Below are 20,422 nucleotides of genomic sequence, written 5' to 3'. Positions count from 1 at the left end.
AATGCAGGCGCCTTGCGGGAAGGGCCTCTTGCAGCGCGGTCCGCCGCTTGGTCAACTACGCGGCGGATCACCCTGGCCGCCCTCCCCCTCTCCACCTCTTGCACACCGTGCTGACACGACTGACCTTCAGACAATTGGAATACTGCGTGGCAGCGGGCGAGTTCGGCAGCATTGCCGAGGCCGCCAACCGCATCCACGTCTCGCCCTCGTCCATCTCATCGGCCATCACCCAGGTGGAGGCGGAGCTGCAGGTGCCGCTGTTCGTGCGCCACCATGCGCAAGGCCTGTCCGTCACGCCCGCAGGCGCCGAGGTCCTGCGGGAAATCCGCAGCCTGCTCGACCAGGCCATGGCCTTGTACGACGTGGCCAGCAGCGCGCAAAGCCAGGTGCGCGGCCCCGTGCGCGTGGGCTGCTTCACCACGCTGGCGGCCATGGTCGCCCCCGAGCTGTGCCAGGGATTCGCGCGCGCCCACCCCAAGGCCACGGTCACGCAGATCGAGGACCACCAGGAAGGCCTGATCCACAAGCTGCGCACCGCGCAGATCGATGTCGCCATCACCTACGACCTGCTGGTGGCCGAATCGGACATCTGCTTCGAGCCCCTGGCCCAGCTGCCGCCCATGGTCATCGTCAGCGAACTCAATCCGCTGGCCAACCACCGCTCCACCACGCTGGAGGCGCTGGCCCAGCTGCCCATGGTCCTGCTGGACCTGCCCCTGAGCCGTGAATACTTCATGTCGCTGTTCCGCGAAGCCGGCGTCTCGCCCCTGATCGCGGCCCGCAGCGCCAGCCCCGACGTGGTGCGCTCCCTGGTCGCCAACGACGTGGGCTACTCCCTGGTCAACGTGCGCCCGCGCAACTCCCATGCGCTGGACGGCAAGAAGATCGTCAACCTGCACCTGAACGGCAACCACCGCCCCATGAAACTGGGCCTGGCCTGGGCCCGCGAACAAAAGCCCCGCCATGTGGTGGAAGCCTTCATGCACCGCTGCCGCAGCTTCATCTCCAATGAATACATTCCGGGGATGACGGCGCCTGGGCGCGGGGAGGCGAACTGAGCGGCGCGCAGACCGAATCAGGGAGCCTGTCAGGCCGTGCTCTTGCGCACCTCGTAATGCAGCACCGCCATGCCCTCGCCAATCTGCCGCACGGACAACAAACGCAACACCGGATGCAGCACCCGGCGCGGGAACAGCGGCTTGCCCCGGCCCAGCGTGGCCGAGCCCACGCTCAGGATCATCTCGTCCAGCAGGCCCGCGTCATAAAACTGGCCTGCCAGGTCTCCGCCTCCCATGATCCAGAGGTTGCGCCCGCCTGCCGCAGCCTGCATCTGCGCATGCACGGCACGCACATCACCGCTGACAAACCGGATATCGGCCCCCGGGATACCAGGCAGCGTGCGGCTGGAAAACACCCAGGCAGGCTGCGTATAGGGCCACGCCGCCCCGGTCTCCTGCGCCACCGTCTCCGCGTGGCGCAGCATCCATTCGTAGGTGGCCGACCCCATGGCCAGCGCGCCCACGCCGGCAATGAACTCCGGGTAGCCCGTGGCCTGCATGTCGCCCAGCGGGAACAGCCAGTCCAGGGAGTCGTCCTCGGTGGCCAGGAATCCGTCGAGTGAGGTGGCGGCGAAGTATTGGGTTTTCATGGGGGAGATGGTAGCCAGGCAGGCGCGGCACGGCCATCCGCCCGGGTGTCGTGCAGGCCGCGCCTGGACCCCATCGTCAAATTTCTTTTGAAGCCGCCTTCAGTCCTGCGGGTCTTTTTCAATTGAAACACCCAGGTCAACATCGCTCCATGCCCAGACGACTTGCGAACCGGGTTTCCGCTCCCGCCCCAACACCTCTACAGCTCCGCCAAGGAACCGAATGACCACCGCCTCCACGCCCCTGTTTCGCCCCCTGCAGCTCGGCCCGCTCAGCCTGCCCAACCGCATGGTGATGGCCCCCATGACGCGCAGCCGCACCAGCCAGCCAGGCGACGTGCCCAATGCATTGATGGCCACCTACTACGCACAACGCGCCAGCGCCGGCCTGATCGTCTCGGAAGCCACCCAGATCTCCCGCCAGGGCCAAGGCTACAGCTTCACCCCCGGCATCTATTCAGAGGCGCAGGTGGACGGTTGGCGCCGCGTCACGGACGCGGTGCACGCTGCCGGCGGGCGCATGGTGCTGCAGCTGTGGCACGTTGGCCGCATGTCGCATGCCAGCTTTCACGCCGATGGCCTGCCGGTCGCGCCTTCGGCGCTGTCGCCCCAAGCGCAGGTCTGGGTGGTCGGCGACGACGGTGTCGGCCGCATGGTCGACTGCCCCGTACCGCGCGCACTGAGCGCACAGGACATCCAGGACGTGATCGGCGACTTCCGCAGGGGCGCGGCCAATGCGATGCGCGCCGGTTTCGATGGCGTGGAAATCCACGGCGGCAACGGCTACCTGATCGATCAGTTCCTGCGCACCACCTCCAACCACCGCACCGACGCCTACGGCGGCGGCATCGCCCAGCGCACGCGCTTTGCCGAAGAGGTCGCGGCCGCCGTGGCGGGCGAGGTCGGGGCAGAGCGCACCGGCATCCGCCTGGCGCCCTTCATCACGCAGCGCAACATGAACTGCCCGCAGATCATCGAGACCATCCTGCATCTGGCCAGCAGGCTCGACGAGATCGGCCTGGCCTACATCCACCTGTCGGAAGCCGATTGGGACGATGCGCCCGAGATTCCGCAAGACTTCCGCCACGCGCTGCGCCGCGCCTACCAGGGCAAGGTGATCGTTGCGGGCAAGTACGACGCGGAGCGCGCCCAAGCCATCCTGCACGAGGGCCTGGCAGACCTCGTCGCCTTCGGCCGCCCCTTCATTGCCAACCCGGACCTGCCGGCGCGCTACGCCGCCCAGGCGCCGCTGGCCGCATTCGATCCCAAGGCCCTGTTTGGCGGCGGCGCACGCGGCTACTCGGACTACGCAGCCCTGGCCACTGCCTGAAACCCTCCTTGCTCGCCCTCCTTGCTATCCCCTCTTCCTCAACCTTTGAAAGCACGACCATGAAAGCCGTTGGATACCAGAAACCCCAGGCCATCAGCCAACCCGAATCGCTGATCGACATCACCCTGCCCGATCCCGTGGCCACCGGCCGCGACCTGCTGGTCGAAGTCAGGGCCGTGTCCGTCAATCCGGTGGACACCAAGGTGCGCGCCAGCGGCGCGCCCGCCGAGGGGCAAACGCACAAGGTGCTGGGCTGGGATGCCAGCGGCATCGTCAAGGCCGTGGGCCCCGAAGTCACGCTGTTCAAGCCGGGCGACCGCGTCTGGTACGCCGGCTCCATTGCGCGCCCTGGCACGAACAGCGAACTGCACCTGGTGGACGAGCGCATCGTGGGCCACGCGCCCAGGTCGCTGGACTTTGCACAGGCGGCGGCCCTGCCCCTGACCGCCATCACCGCGTGGGAGATGCTGTTCGACCGCCTGGGCATCGCGCCGGGCAAGCACCCCAGCCACAAGACACTGCTCATCATCGGCGCCTCCGGCGGCGTGGGCTCCATCCTCACGCAGCTGGCCACGCGGCTGACCAGCCTTACCGTCATCGGCACCGCATCGCGGCCCGAGACGCAAGCCTGGGTCAAGGAGCTAGGCGCCCACCACGTGATCGATCACAGCCAGCCGATTGCCGACGAACTCAAGCGCATCGGCTTTCCCACGGTGGACCTCATCGTGAGCCTCACGCAGACCGACCTGCACTTCGCACAGATCGTCGAGGCGATCGCGCCCCAGGGAAAATTCGGCCTGATCGACGATCCCGCGTCGCTGGACATCACCAAGCTCAAGCGCAAGTCGGTGTCGGTGCACTGGGAATTGATGTTCACCCGCGCCCTGTTCGGCACCGACGACATGATCGGCCAGCACCGCCTGCTCAACGAGGTTGCCGCACTGGTCGATGCCGGCCTGATCCGCACCACGCTGGCCGAGCGCTTCGGCAGCATCAACGCCGACAACCTCAAGCGCGCCCATGCCCTGATCGAGTCGGGCAAGGCGCGCGGCAAGGTGGTGCTGGAGAACTGGGGCTGAGCCATGAAGACAGAGACCATTTTCAACCTGGCCATCCTTGAGGCGAAGGCCGGCCAGCAAGACCAGCTGCGCGACGCCCTGCGCGCGCTGGTGCCATTCACCCGGCAAGAGCCCGGATGCCTGGACTACACGCTGTTCGAGCTGGCGGACAAACCCGGCACCTTCTACATGCGGGAGTCATTCAGGGACCAGGCAGCGCTGGATGCGCACTTCAGCATGCCGTACTTCAAGGCGTTCGAGAAACGCTTCGACGAACTGCTGGCACGCCCCCTGCAACTGGTGAGCCTGAAGGAAGTGCCCTGACGGGCGGTACGGATCCGGCCGACGACTAGCGCGCGGCTGCAACGCGCCGCCCCCACGCTGGCGGCAGCGTGGGGGTTGCCGCCGACAGCTCGTCCCATACGTACTGGGCGGCAAAGCCGTGGTGACGGCTGCGTGAGCGCACCAGGCAGGCTTGCCGGCCCAGATTTCTTTCGGCCAACGGGACTGCGTCCTGCACGTCCAGGCTCATTGCCGCGGCACCGTTGAGCAGCGCGACCATGCCGTTTTCACGGGCGGCATGCACCAGGTCCTCCAGCGTATCGGACTCCAGATGCACGCCCGGCTTCAGCCCCTGCGCCGCAAAGGCGTTGTCGAGCTGGCGCCGCATGGCGTATTCGCTTGGCAGCAAGGCCAGGGGGTGGTTCGCGACCTCGCTGAGCTCCAGCAGGCGTCGCCGCCGGCGGGGCTTCAATCCCACGGCCACCACGGGCTCGTCGAAGCAGGCCAGGATCTCCAGATCGGCATGCGGCTCCGGGTCGAAGCTGACGGCAAGATCGAAATCGCCACGCAACACGCCCTCCACCAAGGCCTGTGCGGTGCGCCTGCGCAGTGCGATCGCCAGCTGCGGCCACTGCGCCTGGGCCCTGCGCACGACGGGCAGTACCCAGCATCCCGCGTAGGACTGCACCAGGCCGATGCGCACCAGGCCCGCCACGGTGCTCGCACGCGCCTGCACGTCGCGCAGCGCCGCCTGCAGCTCACTGAGGCAGGCCGACACCCGGCGGTCGAGCTCATGTCCGGAGGCCGTGGCAACGGCGCGCCCGCTCGCACGGTCGAACAGCTGCACGTCCAGGGTCGATTCCAGCAAGGCGATCTGCTCCGACAGCGCCGCCTGCGAGATCGAGGCATCGCGTGATGCCGCACTGAAGCTGTGCGCCCGCATCGCCGACACGAAGTAGCGCAACTGGCGCAATGAGACGAGATCGAGGGGGTCGCGGCTGCGTGCGGACATGACCATCGGATTATCCGATAGGCGCGGCCAGAAAATGCGAATTGCGAAGAAACAAGGGCCTGCCGACACTACGGCCACGAGACAACTCTGGTCACGAGAGCACCGATGAAACGACGCAACTTCCTTCAGTACGCCAGCACGGCGACGGCCATTTCAGCCTTGGGCGCAAGCCCCTCGGCGCGCGCACAGGCATTCCCTTCCAAGCCCATCCGCATCATCTGCCCCTATCCGGCAGGTGCGACCACCGATGCCGTCTCCCGTCTGATGGCGAACGCCTTGCAGACGGACAGCGGCAGCACGGTGATCGTGGACAACCGCAGCGGTGCGGGCGGCAACATCGGCACGGAGGCGGCAGCACGCGCCGAGGCCGACGGCTACACGCTGCTGCTGGGCGCACTCGGCCCCATGGCCGCGAACCCGGCGCTGTACTCCAGGCTCAACTTCGATCCGGCCAAGGACTTCACACCGCTGGCATGGGCCGCCTCGGTGCCGTTGATCTGGGCCGTGCATCCCTCCTTCCCGGCGACCACGGCCAAGGAGGCGCTCGAATGGCTGCGCAAGAACCCGGGCAAGTTCTCCTACGCATCCGCCGGCAACGGCACGCCGCAGCACCTGGCGGGAGAACTCGTCAAGCGCCAGACCGGCACCTCGATCCTGCACATTCCCTACCGCGGCTCCGCACCTGCACTCAACGACGTGCTGGGCGGCACGGTGCAGATGGTGTTCGAAGCCACGCCGGCCATCCTGCAGCATGTGCAAAGCGGGCGCCTGAAGGCGCTGGCCGTGACGTCCGCCAGGCGCATTCCTGCGCTGCCCGGCGTGCCCACGCTCAAGGAGTCGGGCGTGGACGCCGAGATCAGCGGCTGGTACGGCTTCCTCGCGCCCGCCGCGACCCCGGCCGACCGCAAGGCCTGGCTGGTCAAGCACATGGGCGCGGCGCTGGCGGCCAAGGCCACGCAGGACAGGCTGGCCGAACTCGGCTCGGTGCCCATCGACAACTCGCCCCAGGCATTCGCACGCCTGCTGGACAGCGAACGGGTACGCTGGCAGACGCTGATCCGCGAAGTCGGCATCAAGCTCGACTGAAGGCGCCGCCCCATGCCGCACATCGCCATCGAGGTATCGCCATCCTTGCTCCCGTCGATCCAGTGGGAGCCGGTCCTGCACGCCATGCACCTTGCGCTGGCCGAGCGCGGATGGGCACGGCTCGCGGACCTGAAGTCGCGCGTGGCCCCCATCGCCGTCGGACTGTGCGGCGAGGACCCCCACGCGCAGCAACTGATCGCCACCCTGACGCTGACCAACCCGCGCCCGCCGCAGATGTGCTCGGCCATGGCCGAGGTCGTGTTCGAGCATCTCGCGCGCGCGATCGGCCCGATCGGCCCGATCGCCCCGTTCGAAGTGCCCCCGGAGTCAGCGGCGTGGGTGCAGTGCTGCGTGTTCCTGCAGGAGCACCCGAAGTCGCACTACCTCAAGCGGCAATGGAACGCGCCGCCGCCCGCTCCCTCAACTCCATGACAACGGGAAAAGCGCCATGTGTTGCGGTTGGCGGTTGGCCGCTGATCGCTGATCGCGCGCTGCCGGCTCAGGCCGCCAGGCCTGCGGCCAGCTGCCGCACGGTCCGGGCACTGGCGCCCTTGCCGGTGATGGCCACCGCTGGAGGGTGGGCCAGCATGCGCTCGAAGACCTTGCGCACTTCCTCGGCCCCGATGCCATCGATCATCGCCAGCGTTTCGGCCACGGACGTCACGCTGCCATGGGCAAAGAGGTCTTCGACAGCGCGCTCCATGGTGGCGTAGGTCCGCTCGCCCGCACGCACCCGCGAGACCGCCAGCTGGTTCTTGGCCCGTTCCAGATGCACGGGGTCGATGCCGGCAGCCTGAGCGCGCAGCAGGCCGCCTGTCGCTGCCACCAGCGCTTCGAGCTTGTCCGGCGTCGTGACGGCATGCACGATGAAATTGGCCCACACGTCACCGCCCTCCATCGCCGCATAGGCCGTATAGGCCAGTCCGAGCCGCTCGCGCACGGTATCGACCAGGGGCGACGACATCCCCTCGCCCAGCAGATGGGCCGCCAGCGAGGCCACGAGACGCGCACGCTGCGGGTGCTCGCCCTGCAACTGCTCGAACACCAGGGGATAGGCCAGGTTCACGAACACCTGGGACACCTGCGTGAAGCGTTGCGCCAGGGCCTGCCCCACATACTTTGCGGGCTGAGGGGGCAGCGCCACAGCGGGATCGGCCGACGCAGGCATGCCGGCGAACAGCTGCGCCGCCTGCTCCAGCCAGGCCGGCACATCGAAGTTTCCGGCCGCGACGACGACGGTCTTTTCTCCCACGTAATGGGTTTGCACATGGCGCACCAGATCCTGCCGCGTGAAGCCTTCGATATTGGCCACCGTGCCGATCACCGGCATGCCCATGGGGTCATCGCCCCAGATGGCGCGGTCCAGCAGATCGCCGGCGCTGTCCTCCGGGTCCTCTTCGTACTCGATGGCCTCCTGCCGGATCACCTGCAGCTCCCTTTGCAGTTCATGCTCGGGAAACACGCTGTTCAGCACGATGTCCGCAATCATTCCCAGCAAGGCCTGCGCATGCCAGCCCAGGCCGGTCATGAAATAGCCGGTGATGTCCTTGCCGGTGAAGGCGTTGACCTCCGCGCCCAGCCGCTCCGCATCCAGGTTGATCTCCTGCACGGAACGCGTGTGCGTGCCCTTGAACGCCATGTGTTCCAGCACATGGCTGATGCCGTTGCTGGTGGAGGTCTCGTCGCGGGAGCCCACGCGCAGGAACACACCCACGCTGACGCTCTGCAAGTGCGGCATGGGCAGCGCCAGCAGCCGGACCCCATTCGCAAGAGTGCGCAAGGCCATGGCAGGCCGCTCCAGTTCGGTTGCCGCCAGGGGCTTTTCTTGAATCATGAGCTATTGTCGTCGCGCTCCAGAGGATGCGCAGGGCAGCCCTCTTCAGCCCTCTTTCATGTGCCTGTGCTCAAAGCTGCGGGGAGCTCTGGCCCGGCCGACCTGCGCGTTACCCCACCAGGCGCCGGAACGACGCCCGAAAATCGATGGGCTCCAGGTGCAGCTGGTCCGCCAGCGGCCCGTTCAGGATGTAGAGCCTTGGTTCCTCCCGGAACTGAAAAACCCGGTAGAGATGGAAGGCATCCCCGGCCTCTGCTGCGAAATCCAGTTCGTTGCGGCTGATGATGAAGGACGAGGCATGCCCGCCATTGGTGGTCTTGACCTCGATGAAGCGATGCTCGCCGGGCCGCTCATGCGAGAGGATGTCGTAGCCGCTCCCGTCGCCGAGCCGGTCAGACACCCAGTCCAGCTGCTGGAAAAGCTCCGGATACCCGGCATGGACAAGTCGCCGCTGCTCGAATCCGATGACCCACTGCTCTCCGGCACGGCCAAGATGCCGGTTGGCTTCATCCCGCTGGGCCCAGTTCGTCTTGCGTGGAAATCTGACCTTGGCGCCGTCTTTCGCTAACTGCGCCACTGTCTCCAGCGCAGGCGGTTCAACCAGGCAGGCATGAAAACTCTGCTCAGCAGACGTCTTGACCTCCTCCATCGCATCCACCACACGGGAAACCAGGCCCGGCTGATTCAGGACGAACTGCTGCACCGCCTGACGCAACAGAAGCTGAGCGTTGCTCCGGGGCTTGTAGCCGCGGATGAAGGGCAGCTCCAGGTCATGCAGGACGGCGCTGATGTTCTGGAACTTCAGCTCCACCGATCCCTTGCTGCGCTCACGCAGCCGCTGGCGCAACTGCGCATTGAATTCGGTCTTGGTGTAGCGCTGCTGCTCGGCCTCCAGCAAAAGCATCTCGAAATATGACGCGACCGTGGCCTGCACCTCATCGAAGGTCCAGTCTTCACCAATGCGCACGACATCGAAGCCCAGATGCTGCAATCGAGGAACGACGGTGGCCTCTCCACCGGAGAAATCAGTCGGCTTGAGCGGTCCCTCCTGCGGGAACTGATGGCCGAACGCAGCTCCGACGATGGCCTTGGAGTCGCATAGCTGCCCGGTTCTTGCATTGCGAACCAAGAAATCGCGCGATTTTCCAAATCCGTATCGCTTCAGGAATGCCGTCCGACCAAGACGTGAAAACTCGTCCAACGCCGCCTGAACGGCCGCAGGACTTTGAAGGCGAGAGATTTCAACAGCCATCAGCGTTTGGGAGAAGTATCTTCATGCGGAATCAATACCCACGGGCTAGGTCCGCAGCAGCACACAGCAAATTGCAAAGAAATAGTACTTTACGTTACAAACGCATGCTTGGTCTGGTAGCAGCCATGTCTTTCATGGGGAACACTGGACTTCGTCTGTCTGCGCGCAAGTGCTTGCACCTGGCCTGGGAATCAGGCGGCTAGTTCTTACATCCAAGCCTCGCCCGGGCTCAGAATCTTCCTAGGCGCAGCGATACTTCAGGTCTCTGAGTCCTAGGAACTGCAGAATAGGTAACAATCCGTTCCGAAAGGGTCTGGATGTGGACAAAAGTCTGATTGACGTGACGGGCGCGGTACACGCGCTGAGGCAGTTTGCGCAAGAGCGGGAGTGGCAGCAATTCCATTCACCCAAGAATCTGGTCATGGCTCTCTCGGGCGAGGTGGGTGAGTTGACCGAAATATTCCAATGGATGACCGAGGCCGACTCTCATTCGGCCGCCTCGAATCCTAAAACCGCCTCGGCGGTACGCGACGAACTGGCCGATGTCGCCCTGTACCTCATCCGCTTGGCGGATGTGCTGGACGTGGACCTCAACGCAGCCATCGCCAGCAAGCTGGCTTCCAACGCCGCCAAATACCCTGTCGAGGCGTCGCGCGGCGTCAGCACCAAATACGACCAGCTGCCCGAGCCATGATCGTTTATCAGGCCGAGAAGACACAATTCCTGCTCGACTACGACGAACGCGATATTGAAGACGTCATCTACGCGAAGTACCAGGCAGCGACTCACCGCAAGGTAGCCAAGGCGGAGATCCGATCATGGCGCGAGTCGCTGGGCTACATTGCCCGCCTTCTGCGTGACCCGGAAATCGCACCCGACATCGGGGTCGCTGTCGAATTCATCCTGCCGCAATCGTCAAAACGCATCGATGTCATTCTTGCCGGACATGCCGACGACGGCTCTCGACGGCTGGTGGTGGTCGAACTCAAGCAATGGTCATCGGTCGGCGCCACCGACCGCGATGCCATCGTGCTTTTGCGCGGTGGAATGCGCCCTGACCAGGCGCGCATTCACCCCAGCTACCAGGCGTGGTCGTACACGGCATTTCTGGAGGGGTTCAACGAGGCCATCTATGACGGCGGGCTGCAGCTGAAGCCTTGCGCCTACCTGCACAACTATGCCGCCGATGGCATCATCGACTCCCCCCAGTACCAGCCCTATATCGAGCGGGCACCTTTGTTCCTGAAAGGTGATGAAGACCGCAAGAAACTCCGCGAGTTCATCAAACAGCACATCCGGCATGGCCGAGGCCGCCAGGTGCTGTTCGATCTTGAACGAGGAAGGATGCGGCCATCCAAAGCGCTGGCGGATGTGGTCGGCAAGCTGCTGAAGGGCAACAGCGAGTTCGCGCTAATCGACGACCAGAAGGAAGTGTTCGAGGCTGCGAAGGCCGCATGCCGCCAGGCCAGCGCCAGCGGCAGGCCTCGCGTCTTGATCATTGAGGGCGGTCCTGGAACCGGCAAGTCGGTGATCGCCGTCAACCTGCTTGCGGCTCTGCGCGAAGGCTTGACCGTCAAATACATTTCCAAGAACGCTGCCCCACGCGCTGTCTATAGCGACAAGCTGATACAGACGCGCGACAACGCACATCTGGTCAATCTTTTCGGCGGATCAGGCTCCTTCACGGAAACCGTGCAGGATGCCTTTGATGTCTTGGTCGTGGACGAAGCACATCGCCTAACCGAAAAAAGCGGCTTCTATGGGAATCTGGGCACCCATCAGGTCAAGGAGCTGATAGAAGCTGCCAAGTGCAGCATCTTTTTCATCGACGAAGACCAGCGCGTGACTCTCAAGGATGTAGGTTCCAAGGAGATCATCCGCAAGTTTGCAGCCGGGCGGAATGCTGAGGTAGAGGAATATTCGCTGACTTCCCAATTTCGGTGCGCCGGCTCCGACGGCTATCTGGCCTGGGTAGACCATACGTTGCAGATCCGAACTACCGCCAACCCTAGCCTTGCAGATATTCCGTTTGACTTTCAGGTGTTTGACGACCCCTCGGATCTGCACAAGGCCATCGAGACGAAGAACGCCAACAACCGGGCACGCGTTGTGGCTGGTTACTGCTGGCCATGGAACAGCAAGAAGAATCCCAAGCTTATGGACGTAGTCATCGGAGACTACGAGCGCCAATGGAATCTGGACCAGGACGGCAGCCTCTGGATCGTGGCACCGAACTCTGTGGCACAGGTCGGCTGCATACACACCTGCCAGGGGCTGGAAGTGGACTATGTGGGAGTCATCATCGGGCCAGACCTGACCATCATGGGCGACACGCTGGTGGCAGTGCCCCGAGCCAGGGACAGACATGACAAGACCATGAAGGGATTCGTGAAGATGACGAAGGAGCAGCCTGCCGAGGCCGCACGGCTGGCGGAAAGCATCATCAAGAACACCTATCGCACCTTGATGACCCGTGGCATGAAGGGGTGCTATGTGTATGCCACGGACGCGAAGCTGAGGGCATACCTGCGCGAGCATTCGGCTATTCCAGCACCCCACTGAACAAAGGCGGGCGGGCAGAAAAAAGCCCGCAGTGCCGCGGGCTTGATTCGGAAATACGGCCGGACGACCCCGGCCGTTTCCTATTGCGCAATCATTCCCACTCGATCGTCGCCGGCGGCTTCGTCGAAACGTCGTAGGTCACGCGGTTGATGCCGCGCACTTCATTGATGATCCGGCCAGACACCTTCTTGAGCAGGCCGTAGGGCAGCTCGGCCCAGTCGGCGGTCATGAAGTCGCTGGTCTGCACGGCGCGCAGGGCCACGACGTAGTCGTAGGTGCGGCCGTCGCCCATGACGCCCACGCTCTTGACGGGCAGGAAGACGGTGAAGGCCTGGCTGGTGAGGTCGTACCAGTTCTTGCCGGTGGCTTCGTCCGTCCAGTTGCGCAGTTCCTCGATGAAGATGGCGTCGGCGCGGCGCAGCAGGTCGGCGTATTCCTTCTTGACTTCACCCAGGATGCGCACGCCCAGGCCCGGGCCGGGGAAGGGGTGGCGGTAGACCATTTCACGCGGCAGGCCCAGGGCCACGCCGAGTTCGCGCACTTCGTCCTTGAACAGGTCGCGCAGGGGCTCGAGCAGCTTCAGGCCGAGCTGCTCGGGCAGGCCGCCGACGTTGTGGTGGCTCTTGATGGTGACGGCCTTCTTGCTCTTGGCGCCGCCCGACTCGATGACGTCGGGGTAGATGGTGCCCTGGGCCAGGAAGGTGGCGCCCTTGTGGCCTGCATCGCCGGCCTTGAGCTTGGCGGCCTCGGCCTTGAACACGTCCACGAACAGGCCGCCGATGATCTTGCGCTTGGCCTCGGGCTCGCTGACGCCGGCCAGCTTGCCCAGGAACAGGTCGCTGGCGTCCACGCGGATGACCTTGGCGTGCAGCTTGCCTTCGAACATTTCCATGACCATGTCGCCTTCGTTCAGGCGCAGCAGGCCGTGGTCCACGAAGACGCAGGTCAGCTGGTCGCCGATGGCGCGGTGGATCAGGGCTGCAGCCACGGACGAATCCACGCCGCCAGACAGGCCGAGGATGACTTCCTCGTCACCCACCTGCTCGCGGATTTTGGCGACGGCTTCCTCGATGTAGTCGCCCATGATCCAGTCGGCGTTGGCCGCGCAGATCTCGCGCACGAAGCGGTTGAGCAGGGCCGCGCCCTGCACGGTGTGCGTGACTTCGGGGTGGAACTGGACGGCGTAGAAGCGGCGCGCCTCGTCGGCCATGCCGGCGATGGGGCAGGACGGCGTGGAGGCCATGACCTTGAAGCCCGGGGGCAGCTCGGTGACCTTGTCGCCGTGGCTCATCCAGACCTTGAGCATGCCGTGGCCTTCGGCCGTGGCGAAGTCCTGGATGCCCTTGAGCAGTTCGGTGTGGCCATGGGCGCGCACTTCGGCATAGCCGAATTCGCGGGTGTGCGAGCCTTCGACCTTGCCGCCCAGCTGGGTGGCCATGGTCTGCATGCCGTAGCAGATGCCCAGCACGGGAATGCCCAGCTCGAACACGGCGTCGGGGGCGCGGTCGTCCACTTCGTAGACGCTGGCGTGGCTGCCCGACAGGATCACGCCCTTGAGGCGGCCGTCGGCGGCGAATTCGCGCACCCAGTCGCTGCTGACGTCGCAGGGGTGGACTTCGCAGTAGACATGGGCTTCGCGCACGCGGCGGGCGATCAGCTGGGTGACTTGGGAGCCGAAGTCAAGAATGAGGATCTTGTCGTGTTGCATGGTCATCTCAGGCAAAGGTGATGGGAGGGGATCAGAAATCTTCAGGGGCCAGCAGCGCCAGCCCGCGCTTGCGGGCGGCGGCGGCCTGGGCCGCGTCAAAGGTGGCCAGCGGCAGGCGCAGCGACTGCGCCAGCCACAGGTAGGCCGCGTCATAGACCGGCAGGCGGGTGTCCAGCGCCACGTCGAGCACGGCCTTGTGCTGGGCGGGCGCCAGCTCGTGCAGCTCCACGCGGTGGCGGATGGCCTCGAGCACGCCCCACAGGCCTTCGACCGAGCTGTGCGGAATGCGGCCGCCGTGCACGCCCGAGGCGATCAGGTTGCCGCATTCCCACTGCCAGAGGTTGGGCGCCTGCGGGTCCACTTCGTGGCGGCGGATGCGGGTATACAGGCGCTGGGTGTGCACGCTGGCGGCATCGGGCAGCAGCCAGGCGGCGGTGACGGAGGCATCGAGCACGAAGGAGGTCATGCCTGGCTCCGGCCTGCGTGGCGCAGTCGGGTGGTGGAGTCCGGCGCCTGTGCCGACTGTGCCGGCTGGGCCGGCCGCACCGTGGCCTGCAGCGCCTGCATCTGCTCCAGCTCGCGGGCGATCTGCTCGTCGGTGATCACGGGGCGGCGACGCACCGGCAGCATGCGCACCACTTCCTTGCCGTGGCGGGTGATGCGCACTTCCTCGCCCTGCTCGACAAGTTCGATCAGGGCGGAGAAACGGGTCTTGGCTTCGTAGATGCCGACAGATTGCATGGCGGGGCTGAAAACAAAAACAGGCCTGGTATCCGGCCTGGCCCGAATTCTATCATTCTGGCCAGAATTTCCAAAAATTCAGACCAGAACCTTGCGGATATTCCAGGCATTGGCCTCTGCTGCCTGCTGGCGCGCCCCACTCAATGCTGTTCGTGCACGAAGCCGACAAACCGCGCCAGCGCGGGCGACATGGCTCCGGCCGGCCAGGCCAGGCTGGTCTCGCAGACCGGCAGGGCAACGGCCTTGCTGCCTGCACGGGTGCTGGCGAAAACCGCCTCGCGGTAGACCACGCCGGGCCTGCAGAACTGCATCACGCTGGCGGGCACCCAGGCCAGGCCGATACCGCCCCAGACCAGGTTCACGATGGTCTGCATCTGTATCGCCTGCTGCGCGATGCGCGGCACATGTCCGTGCCGTCGGTACAGATCCGTCACCGCGTCATGGAGCGAGGGCATGATGCGGCGCGGAAAGATCACCAGCGGCTGCTCCAGCACCTCGTCGAGCATCAGCCGGTCCGCACCGGCAAGCGCATGCTGCTGAGGCAGGGCCAGCACCATGGCTTCCCGTCCCACGGCCAGGCGCTCCAGGCCGGCCGGCGCATGCCCGGGGGCATGCAGCATCAACCCGGCATCGATCTGCCCGCGCTCGAACGCCTCCATTTGCACATCGCTGGTGGCCTCGACCAGCTCCAGCGCCACACCGGGCGTGCCTGCAACGAAGTCCCGCACCCACAGCGGCAGCCGGGTGAAGCCGATGGTGGAGACAAAGGCCAGCCGCACGCGCCCCACTTCTCCCGCTGCCGCAGCCCGCGCAATCCCGGGCAGCGCTGCCGCCCGTCCCAGCAGTTCACGCACCTGCGGCACAAGCGCCTCGCCGGCGGGCGTCAGCGCGACGTGGCGGCTCGAGCGCTCGAACAGCGCCACGTCCAGGCTGCGCTCCAGCTGCGCGATGGCCTGGGTGAGCGGCGGCTGCGTCATGTGCAGGCGTGATGCGGCCCGGCCGAAGTGCAACTCGTCCGCCACGGCCAGGAATTGCCGCCAGACGCGCAGATCAATGGGGGGCTCATTCATATGTGCAGCATATCAATCATGCCGATGAATAGGATTGGATCAGATGAATCAGTCGGCCCATACTCATCCAACCCCCACAACGAGAGACATGCCATGACCCCGCCGAACCAGATCAACCGCCGAAGCTCCCACATCACCGAAGGCAAGGCGCGCGCCGCCAACCGCTCCATGTTCTACGGCATGGGCTACAAGGAAGAGGATTTCAAGAAGCCCATGGTCGGCGTGGCCAACGGCCACAGCACGATCACGCCGTGCAACTCCGGCCTGCAAAGGCTGGCGGACGCGGCCATCGCAGGCATCGAGGAGGCCGGCGGCAACGCGCAGGTGTTCGGCACGCCGACCATCTCGGACGGCATGTCCATGGGCACGGAAGGCATGAAGTACTCGCTGGTCAGCCGCGAGGTGATCGCCGACTGCATAGAGACCTGCGTGGGCGGCCAGTGGATGGACGGCGTGCTGGTGGTCGGCGGCTGCGACAAGAACATGCCGGGCGGCATGATGGGCATGCTGCGCGCCAATGTGCCGGCCATCTATGTCTACGGCGGCACCATCCTGCCCGGCAGGTGGAAAGGCCGGGACCTGAACATCGTCAGCGTGTTCGAGGCCGTTGGCGAGAACGCCGCGGGCAAGATCAGCGACCAGGAGCTCAAGGACATCGAGCAGCACGCCATTCCCGGCACGGGCTCGTGCGGCGGCATGTACACCGCCAACACCATGTCGAGCGCGTTCGAGGCGCTGGGCATGAGCCTGCCCTACTCCTCCACCATGGCCAACCCCCATGATGAAAAGGAGAACTCGGCCAAGGAATCCGCCAGGGTGCTGATCGAGGCCATCAAGATGGACCTCAAGCCGCGCGACATCGTGACGCGCAAGTCCATCGAAAACGCGGTCTCGGTGATCATGGCGACCGGAGGCTCCACCAATGCCGTGCTGCACTTTCTCGCGATCGCCCATGCGGCCGGCGTGCCCTGGTCCATCGACGACTTCGAGCGCATCCGCCAGCGGGTGCCGGTGCTGTGCGATCTCAAGCCCAGCGGCAGATACCTGGCGGTGGACCTGCATCAGGCGGGCGGCATCCCGCAGGTGATGAAGATCCTGCTGAATGCGGGCCTGCTGCACGGCGACTGCATCACCATCTCGGGCCAGACCATCGCCGAGACCCTGGCCGGCGTGCCTGACGAACCGCCCAACCCCCAGGTCATCCGCCCCCTCTCGGATGCGCTCTACCCGCAGGGCCACCTGGCCATCCTCAAGGGCAACCTGAGCCCGGAAGGTGCGGTGGCCAAGATCACGGGCCTGAAAAACCCGGTCATCACCGGCCCGGCACGCGTGTTCGACGATGAGCAATCGGCACTGGCAGCCATCCTCGACGGCAGGATACAGGCCGGCGACGTGATGGTGCTGCGCTACCTGGGCCCCAAGGGCGGCCCCGGCATGCCGGAAATGCTGGCCCCCACGGGCGCCCTGATCGGCGCCGGCCTGGGCGAGAGCGTGGGCCTGATCACCGATGGCCGCTTCTCCGGCGGCACCTGGGGCATGGTGGTCGGCCACGTGGCGCCGGAAGCGGCCGTGGGCGGCACCATCGCGCTGGTGCACGAGGGCGACTCGATCACCATCGACGCGCACGCATTGCAGCTGCAGCTGAACGTGCCCGAAGACGTGCTCGCCCAGCGCCGTGCGGCATGGAAGGCCCCCGCGCCACGCTACACGCGGGGCGTGCAGGCCAAGTTCGCGTTCAACGCATCGAGCGCCAGCTCGGGCGCGGTGCTGGACAACTTCGCCATTTGAGCGTCGTCATCTGAGCTTCACCATCTGAGCTTCGTGAGCGCACGAAAAAAAGAGGTCCGGGCAGCGGCTGCCCGGACCTCTTTTCCATCTCGCGCCAAGGCGCTGGACCTGGATCAGTCGGCGCGGTAGTTGGGCGCTTCCTTGGTGATCTGCACATCATGCACGTGCGATTCACGGATGCCTGCGGCGGTGATCTCCACGAACTCGGCCGTGTTGTTCATCTCTTCGATGGTGGCGCAGCCGCAGTAGCCCATGGCAGCGCGCACGCCGCCGGCCATCTGGTAGACGATGGAGACCATGGAGCCCTTGTAGGGCACGCGGCCTTCGATGCCTTCGGGCACGAGCTTGTCGGCGTTGGGATTGCCGGTGCTCGATTCCTGGAAGTAGCGGTCGGCCGAGCCCTGCTGCATGGCGCCGATGGAGCCCATGCCGCGATAGCTCTTGTACGAACGGCCCTGGTACAGGATGACTTCGCCCGGAGCCTCTTCGGTGCCGGCGAACATGCCGCCCATCATGATGGTCGAGGCGCCAGCGGCCAGGGCCTTGGCGATGTCGCCCGAGAAGCGGATGCCGCCGTCGGCGATCAGCGGCACGCCCGTGCCTTGCAGGGCCTGGGCCACGCTGTCGATGGCCATGATCTGGGGCACGCCCACACCGGCGACGATGCGCGTGGTGCAGATGGAGCCGGGGCCGATGCCGACCTTCACGGCGTCGGCGCCTGCCTCGGCCAGTGCCAGCGCAGCGGCGCCGGTGGCGATGTTGCCGCCGATGACGTCCACCTGCGGGTAGTTCTGCTTGACCCAGCGCACGCGGTCGATCACGCCCTTGCTGTGGCCGTGGGCCGTGTCCACCACCAGTGCATCGACGCCGGCCTTGACCAGCAGCTCCACGCGCTGCTCGGTGCCCTCGCCCACGCCCACGGCGGCGGCCACGCGCAGGCGGCCTGCGCTGTCACGCGCTGCGTTGGGGAAGGTGGTCTGCTTGGTGATGTCCTTGACGGTGATCAGGCCCTTGAGTTCAAAGGCGTCGTTCACGACCAGGATGCGTTCGAGCTTGTGCTTGTTGAGCAGGGCCTTGGCTTCCACGGGCGTGGTGCCGTCCTTCTCGTTGACGGTGATCAGGCGCTCGCGCGGCGTCATGATCTGGCTGACCTTGACGTCGTAGCGGGTCTCGAAGCGCAGGTCGCGGCTGGTGACGATGCCCACCACCTTGCCGCCGTCGCAGACGGGAAAGCCCGAGATGCCGAGGTTCTCGGACAGCTGCAGCACCTGCAGCACGGTGTGCTCGGGGGTGATGACCACGGGGTCGTGCACCACGCCGGATTCGTGGCGCTTGACCTTGGACACTTCGGCGGCCTGCTGCTCGGCCGTCATGTTCTTGTGGATGACGCCGATACCGCCCTCTTGCGCGATGGCAATGGCCAGACGCGCCTCGGTCACGGTGTCCATGGCGGCGGACACAAGGGGAATGTTCAGGGAGATGTTGCGCGAAAAGCGCGTCTTGAGCGAAGTGTCCTTGGGCAGGACCTGGGAGAAAGCGGGGACCAGAAGGACGTCGTCGAAGGTCAGGGCTTTACCGAGAAGGCGCATGTGAGAGCTCCAAAAGAAGGATTGTACCCGTGCGCCGGATCACAATGTATGCTGTAGGCCATTCGGCCCGATCCCCAACTCACCATGCACGCCATCAAGCTTGTTTTGCTAGTCACGCTTGCCGCCTGTTCGCTGCCCGCAGCCGCCCAGTGGCAATGGGTCGACGCCACAGGCCGCAAGGTCTTCAGCGACCGCGCACCGCCTCCTGACATTCCCGCCAAGAACATCCTGCGCCAGCCTGGCGGCAGCACACCGCCGCCTGCCGCCGCGCCCTCCGCCGCTGCGGCAGCTGCGGATGCAGGCACGGCGCCTGCGGCGGACGCCGCGGCACCGGCAGCACCTGCCGCAGCCGCCAAGGACACCAAGCCCGCAGGCACCGACAAGGCCCTGGAAGAACAAAAGCGCAAGGCCGAAGCCCAGGAGGCCGCCAAGGCCAAGGCGGAAAAGGAACGGATTGCCAAGCAGCGCCAGGACAACTGCGCACGCGCCAAGCAGTCCAAGACCGCGCTGTCTTCGGGCCGCCTGCTGGGCTACACGAATGAGCAGGGCGAGCGCGGCTTCATGGACGACGCCACGCGCGATGCGGAACTCAAGCGCGCCGACGCCATCATCGCCTCCGATTGCGGCGCAATGCGCTGATCGCCGAATCCGGGCCGGCTCAGTAGCCGGCCTTGGCTCCAGGCCTCTGGCGCTGGAACAGCCCCGTGGCCCGAGCGCCCTGGCGTGCGAAACGCTCGCGGCGCGCCACCTTGGGGTCCACGGTCAAGGGCCGGTACAGCTCCACTCGGTCACCGTCGCGCAGGGCTTGCGTCAAAGGCGCGCTGCGGCCCCACAGGCCTGCCGGCCCGGCCTGCGCAAAGCCCAGCGCCTGCCAGCCGCCCGCCGCCGCCACCGCATCGGCAATCGTGGCACCGGCCGGCAATTGCAGAAGCAGCTCGACGACTTCGCCGGCGCGCGCACTGCAGGCCAGCGTGATGCGCACAGCGGGCTGGGGCTCAGCCATAGACCTGCTCGGCACGCTTGATGAAGGCATCGACCATGGAGCCTGCAATGCGGTCGAACACCGGGCCGACCACGGCGGCCAGGGCCATGTTGTCGAAACCGTAGTCCAGTTGCAGTTCGACACGGCAGGCGCGCTGCGATCCGTCGCCCACGGGGCGGAACATCCAGTGGCCCTCCAGCCGCGAGAACGGCCCCTTGATCAGGCGGATGCTGACCTGGCGCCCGCCATCGTCGAGCACGCTGTGCGTGTTGCGCGTGACGAAGGACTTGCGCATGCCGCCGAATGCAATGCCCACCTCGGCCGTCATGCCCTGCTCGTCCTGCTCCAGCACCCTGGCCTGATCGCACCAGGGAAGGAAGTCGGCATAGTGGGCCACGTCCGTCACCAGGGCAAACATTTCTTGGGGGCTGTACCAGATCAGGACGGACTTGTTGACTTTTTTCATGAATGGGGCGGGCTGCA

At 65.7% G+C, this 20,422-nt stretch carries 21 protein-coding genes; 10 read left to right on the top strand and 11 right to left on the bottom strand.

The genetic code is table 11. From position 1 onward, the window contains the following. Window positions 1-107 precede the first annotated feature (107 nt). Entirely contained in the window at window positions 108-1,058 is a 951-nt protein-coding gene (locus ACF8O7_RS26260) for a LysR family transcriptional regulator (RefSeq protein WP_016448205.1), read from the top strand. Between the two features lie 29 nt (window positions 1,059-1,087). Here ACF8O7_RS26260 and ACF8O7_RS26255 read toward each other — a convergent pair whose 3' ends face one another. Then, window positions 1,088-1,648 carry a dihydrofolate reductase family protein gene (locus tag ACF8O7_RS26255; RefSeq protein ID WP_071955119.1) on the bottom strand — a complete coding sequence of 187 codons (561 nt, stop codon included), beginning with the start codon at window positions 1,646-1,648 and terminating at the stop codon, window positions 1,088-1,090. Between the two features lie 220 nt (window positions 1,649-1,868). Here ACF8O7_RS26255 and ACF8O7_RS26250 point away from each other — a divergent pair, with 220 nt between their 5' ends. Genes ACF8O7_RS26250 through ACF8O7_RS26240 form a run of 3 tightly spaced genes read left to right on the top strand, consistent with a single transcriptional unit; the run spans window position 1,869 to window position 4,357 of the window. Continuing rightward, complete coding sequence (locus ACF8O7_RS26250; RefSeq protein WP_392444685.1) at window positions 1,869-2,975, top strand: alkene reductase; 1,107 nt, start codon at window positions 1,869-1,871, stop codon at window positions 2,973-2,975. Between the two features lie 59 nt (window positions 2,976-3,034). Beyond that, on the top strand, window positions 3,035-4,054 hold the full coding sequence (locus ACF8O7_RS26245; protein ID WP_016448208.1) for a zinc-binding alcohol dehydrogenase family protein: 1,020 nt from the start codon (window positions 3,035-3,037) through the stop codon (window positions 4,052-4,054). Window positions 4,055-4,057: 3 nt separating this feature from the next. Further along, window positions 4,058-4,357, top strand: coding sequence for a putative quinol monooxygenase (locus ACF8O7_RS26240; protein ID WP_392444682.1), 300 nt, complete (start codon window positions 4,058-4,060; stop codon window positions 4,355-4,357). 25 nt (window positions 4,358-4,382) lie between these two features. Here ACF8O7_RS26240 and ACF8O7_RS26235 read toward each other — a convergent pair whose 3' ends face one another. After that, window positions 4,383-5,327: a LysR family transcriptional regulator gene (locus tag ACF8O7_RS26235; RefSeq protein ID WP_227468457.1), complete on the bottom strand. Its 945-nt coding sequence runs from the start codon at window positions 5,325-5,327 to the stop codon at window positions 4,383-4,385. A gap of 105 nt (window positions 5,328-5,432) precedes the next feature. Between ACF8O7_RS26235 and ACF8O7_RS26230 the strand changes: the two genes are divergently transcribed. Both ACF8O7_RS26230 and ACF8O7_RS26225 read left to right on the top strand, forming a co-directional pair. Next, the gene (locus tag ACF8O7_RS26230) at window positions 5,433-6,413 is read left to right on the top strand and encodes a Bug family tripartite tricarboxylate transporter substrate binding protein (RefSeq protein WP_392444680.1); all 981 of its coding nucleotides are present in this window, start codon (window positions 5,433-5,435) and stop codon (window positions 6,411-6,413) included. Between the two features lie 12 nt (window positions 6,414-6,425). After that, a complete protein-coding gene (locus ACF8O7_RS26225; protein WP_392444677.1) occupies window positions 6,426-6,845 on the top strand; it encodes a 5-carboxymethyl-2-hydroxymuconate Delta-isomerase in 420 nt (139 codons plus the stop codon). 67 nt (window positions 6,846-6,912) lie between these two features. Here ACF8O7_RS26225 and ACF8O7_RS26220 read toward each other — a convergent pair whose 3' ends face one another. Together ACF8O7_RS26220 and ACF8O7_RS26215 are read right to left on the bottom strand one after the other, a co-directional pair. After that, window positions 6,913-8,199: a M16 family metallopeptidase gene (locus ACF8O7_RS26220; protein WP_392444814.1), complete on the bottom strand. Its 1,287-nt coding sequence runs from the start codon at window positions 8,197-8,199 to the stop codon at window positions 6,913-6,915. 157 nt (window positions 8,200-8,356) lie between these two features. Then, window positions 8,357-9,499 (bottom strand): DUF3883 domain-containing protein, encoded by a 1,143-nt coding sequence (locus ACF8O7_RS26215; RefSeq protein WP_016448214.1) that lies wholly within the window; start codon window positions 9,497-9,499, stop codon window positions 8,357-8,359. A gap of 319 nt (window positions 9,500-9,818) precedes the next feature. On the opposite strand from ACF8O7_RS26215, the gene ACF8O7_RS26210 reads away from it, so the two are divergent. Both ACF8O7_RS26210 and ACF8O7_RS26205 read left to right on the top strand, forming a co-directional pair. Next, window positions 9,819-10,193: a nucleotide pyrophosphohydrolase gene (locus ACF8O7_RS26210; RefSeq protein WP_016448215.1), complete on the top strand. Its 375-nt coding sequence runs from the start codon at window positions 9,819-9,821 to the stop codon at window positions 10,191-10,193. Further along, window positions 10,190-12,061 (top strand): DUF2075 domain-containing protein, encoded by a 1,872-nt coding sequence (locus ACF8O7_RS26205; protein ID WP_074923466.1) that lies wholly within the window; start codon window positions 10,190-10,192, stop codon window positions 12,059-12,061. The genes ACF8O7_RS26210 and ACF8O7_RS26205 overlap by 4 nt, the downstream gene beginning before the upstream one ends. Before the next feature lie 91 nt (window positions 12,062-12,152). Here the strand turns inward: ACF8O7_RS26205 and guaA are convergent, their stop codons facing one another. From guaA to ACF8O7_RS26185, 4 genes are all read right to left on the bottom strand, one after another. Next, window positions 12,153-13,769, bottom strand: a complete 1,617-nt coding sequence (gene guaA / locus ACF8O7_RS26200; RefSeq protein ID WP_026062747.1) for a glutamine-hydrolyzing GMP synthase — start codon at window positions 13,767-13,769, stop codon at window positions 12,153-12,155. 31 nt (window positions 13,770-13,800) lie between these two features. Beyond that, window positions 13,801-14,235 carry a type II toxin-antitoxin system VapC family toxin gene (locus ACF8O7_RS26195; protein WP_012204856.1) on the bottom strand — a complete coding sequence of 145 codons (435 nt, stop codon included), beginning with the start codon at window positions 14,233-14,235 and terminating at the stop codon, window positions 13,801-13,803. Further along, the gene (locus tag ACF8O7_RS26190; RefSeq protein WP_012204855.1) at window positions 14,232-14,510 is read right to left on the bottom strand and encodes a type II toxin-antitoxin system Phd/YefM family antitoxin; all 279 of its coding nucleotides are present in this window, start codon (window positions 14,508-14,510) and stop codon (window positions 14,232-14,234) included. Before ACF8O7_RS26190 ends, ACF8O7_RS26195 begins: the two co-directional genes overlap by 4 nt. Window positions 14,511-14,650: 140 nt before the next feature. Next, complete coding sequence (locus ACF8O7_RS26185) at window positions 14,651-15,580, bottom strand: LysR family transcriptional regulator (RefSeq protein WP_074923295.1); 930 nt, start codon at window positions 15,578-15,580, stop codon at window positions 14,651-14,653. 93 nt (window positions 15,581-15,673) lie between these two features. On the opposite strand from ACF8O7_RS26185, the gene ilvD reads away from it, so the two are divergent. Beyond that, window positions 15,674-17,368 (top strand): dihydroxy-acid dehydratase, encoded by a 1,695-nt coding sequence (gene ilvD, locus ACF8O7_RS26180; protein WP_013803022.1) that lies wholly within the window; start codon window positions 15,674-15,676, stop codon window positions 17,366-17,368. 113 nt (window positions 17,369-17,481) lie between these two features. Here ilvD and guaB read toward each other — a convergent pair whose 3' ends face one another. After that, window positions 17,482-18,957 carry an IMP dehydrogenase gene (gene guaB / locus ACF8O7_RS26175; protein WP_013803023.1) on the bottom strand — a complete coding sequence of 492 codons (1,476 nt, stop codon included), beginning with the start codon at window positions 18,955-18,957 and terminating at the stop codon, window positions 17,482-17,484. Window positions 18,958-19,041: 84 nt separating this feature from the next. Here guaB and ACF8O7_RS26170 point away from each other — a divergent pair, with 84 nt between their 5' ends. Then, window positions 19,042-19,596 (top strand): DUF4124 domain-containing protein, encoded by a 555-nt coding sequence (locus tag ACF8O7_RS26170; RefSeq protein ID WP_034364364.1) that lies wholly within the window; start codon window positions 19,042-19,044, stop codon window positions 19,594-19,596. Between the two features lie 19 nt (window positions 19,597-19,615). On the opposite strand, the gene ACF8O7_RS26165 is transcribed toward ACF8O7_RS26170, so the two are convergent. Then, window positions 19,616-19,960, bottom strand: coding sequence for an RnfH family protein (locus ACF8O7_RS26165; protein ID WP_126311977.1), 345 nt, complete (start codon window positions 19,958-19,960; stop codon window positions 19,616-19,618). Next, window positions 19,953-20,405 carry a type II toxin-antitoxin system RatA family toxin gene (locus ACF8O7_RS26160; RefSeq protein ID WP_016452375.1) on the bottom strand — a complete coding sequence of 151 codons (453 nt, stop codon included), beginning with the start codon at window positions 20,403-20,405 and terminating at the stop codon, window positions 19,953-19,955. Before ACF8O7_RS26160 ends, ACF8O7_RS26165 begins: the two co-directional genes overlap by 8 nt. Between the last annotated feature and the right edge of the window lie 17 nt (window positions 20,406-20,422).

It is taken from the genome of Delftia sp. WSY_16, assembly GCF_043104415.1.
Lineage (GTDB): Bacteria > Pseudomonadota > Gammaproteobacteria > Burkholderiales > Burkholderiaceae_C > Comamonas > Comamonas tsuruhatensis.
Note: the sequence above shows the minus strand (reverse complement) of the source record. Positions and strands in the feature narration are given on the sequence as shown.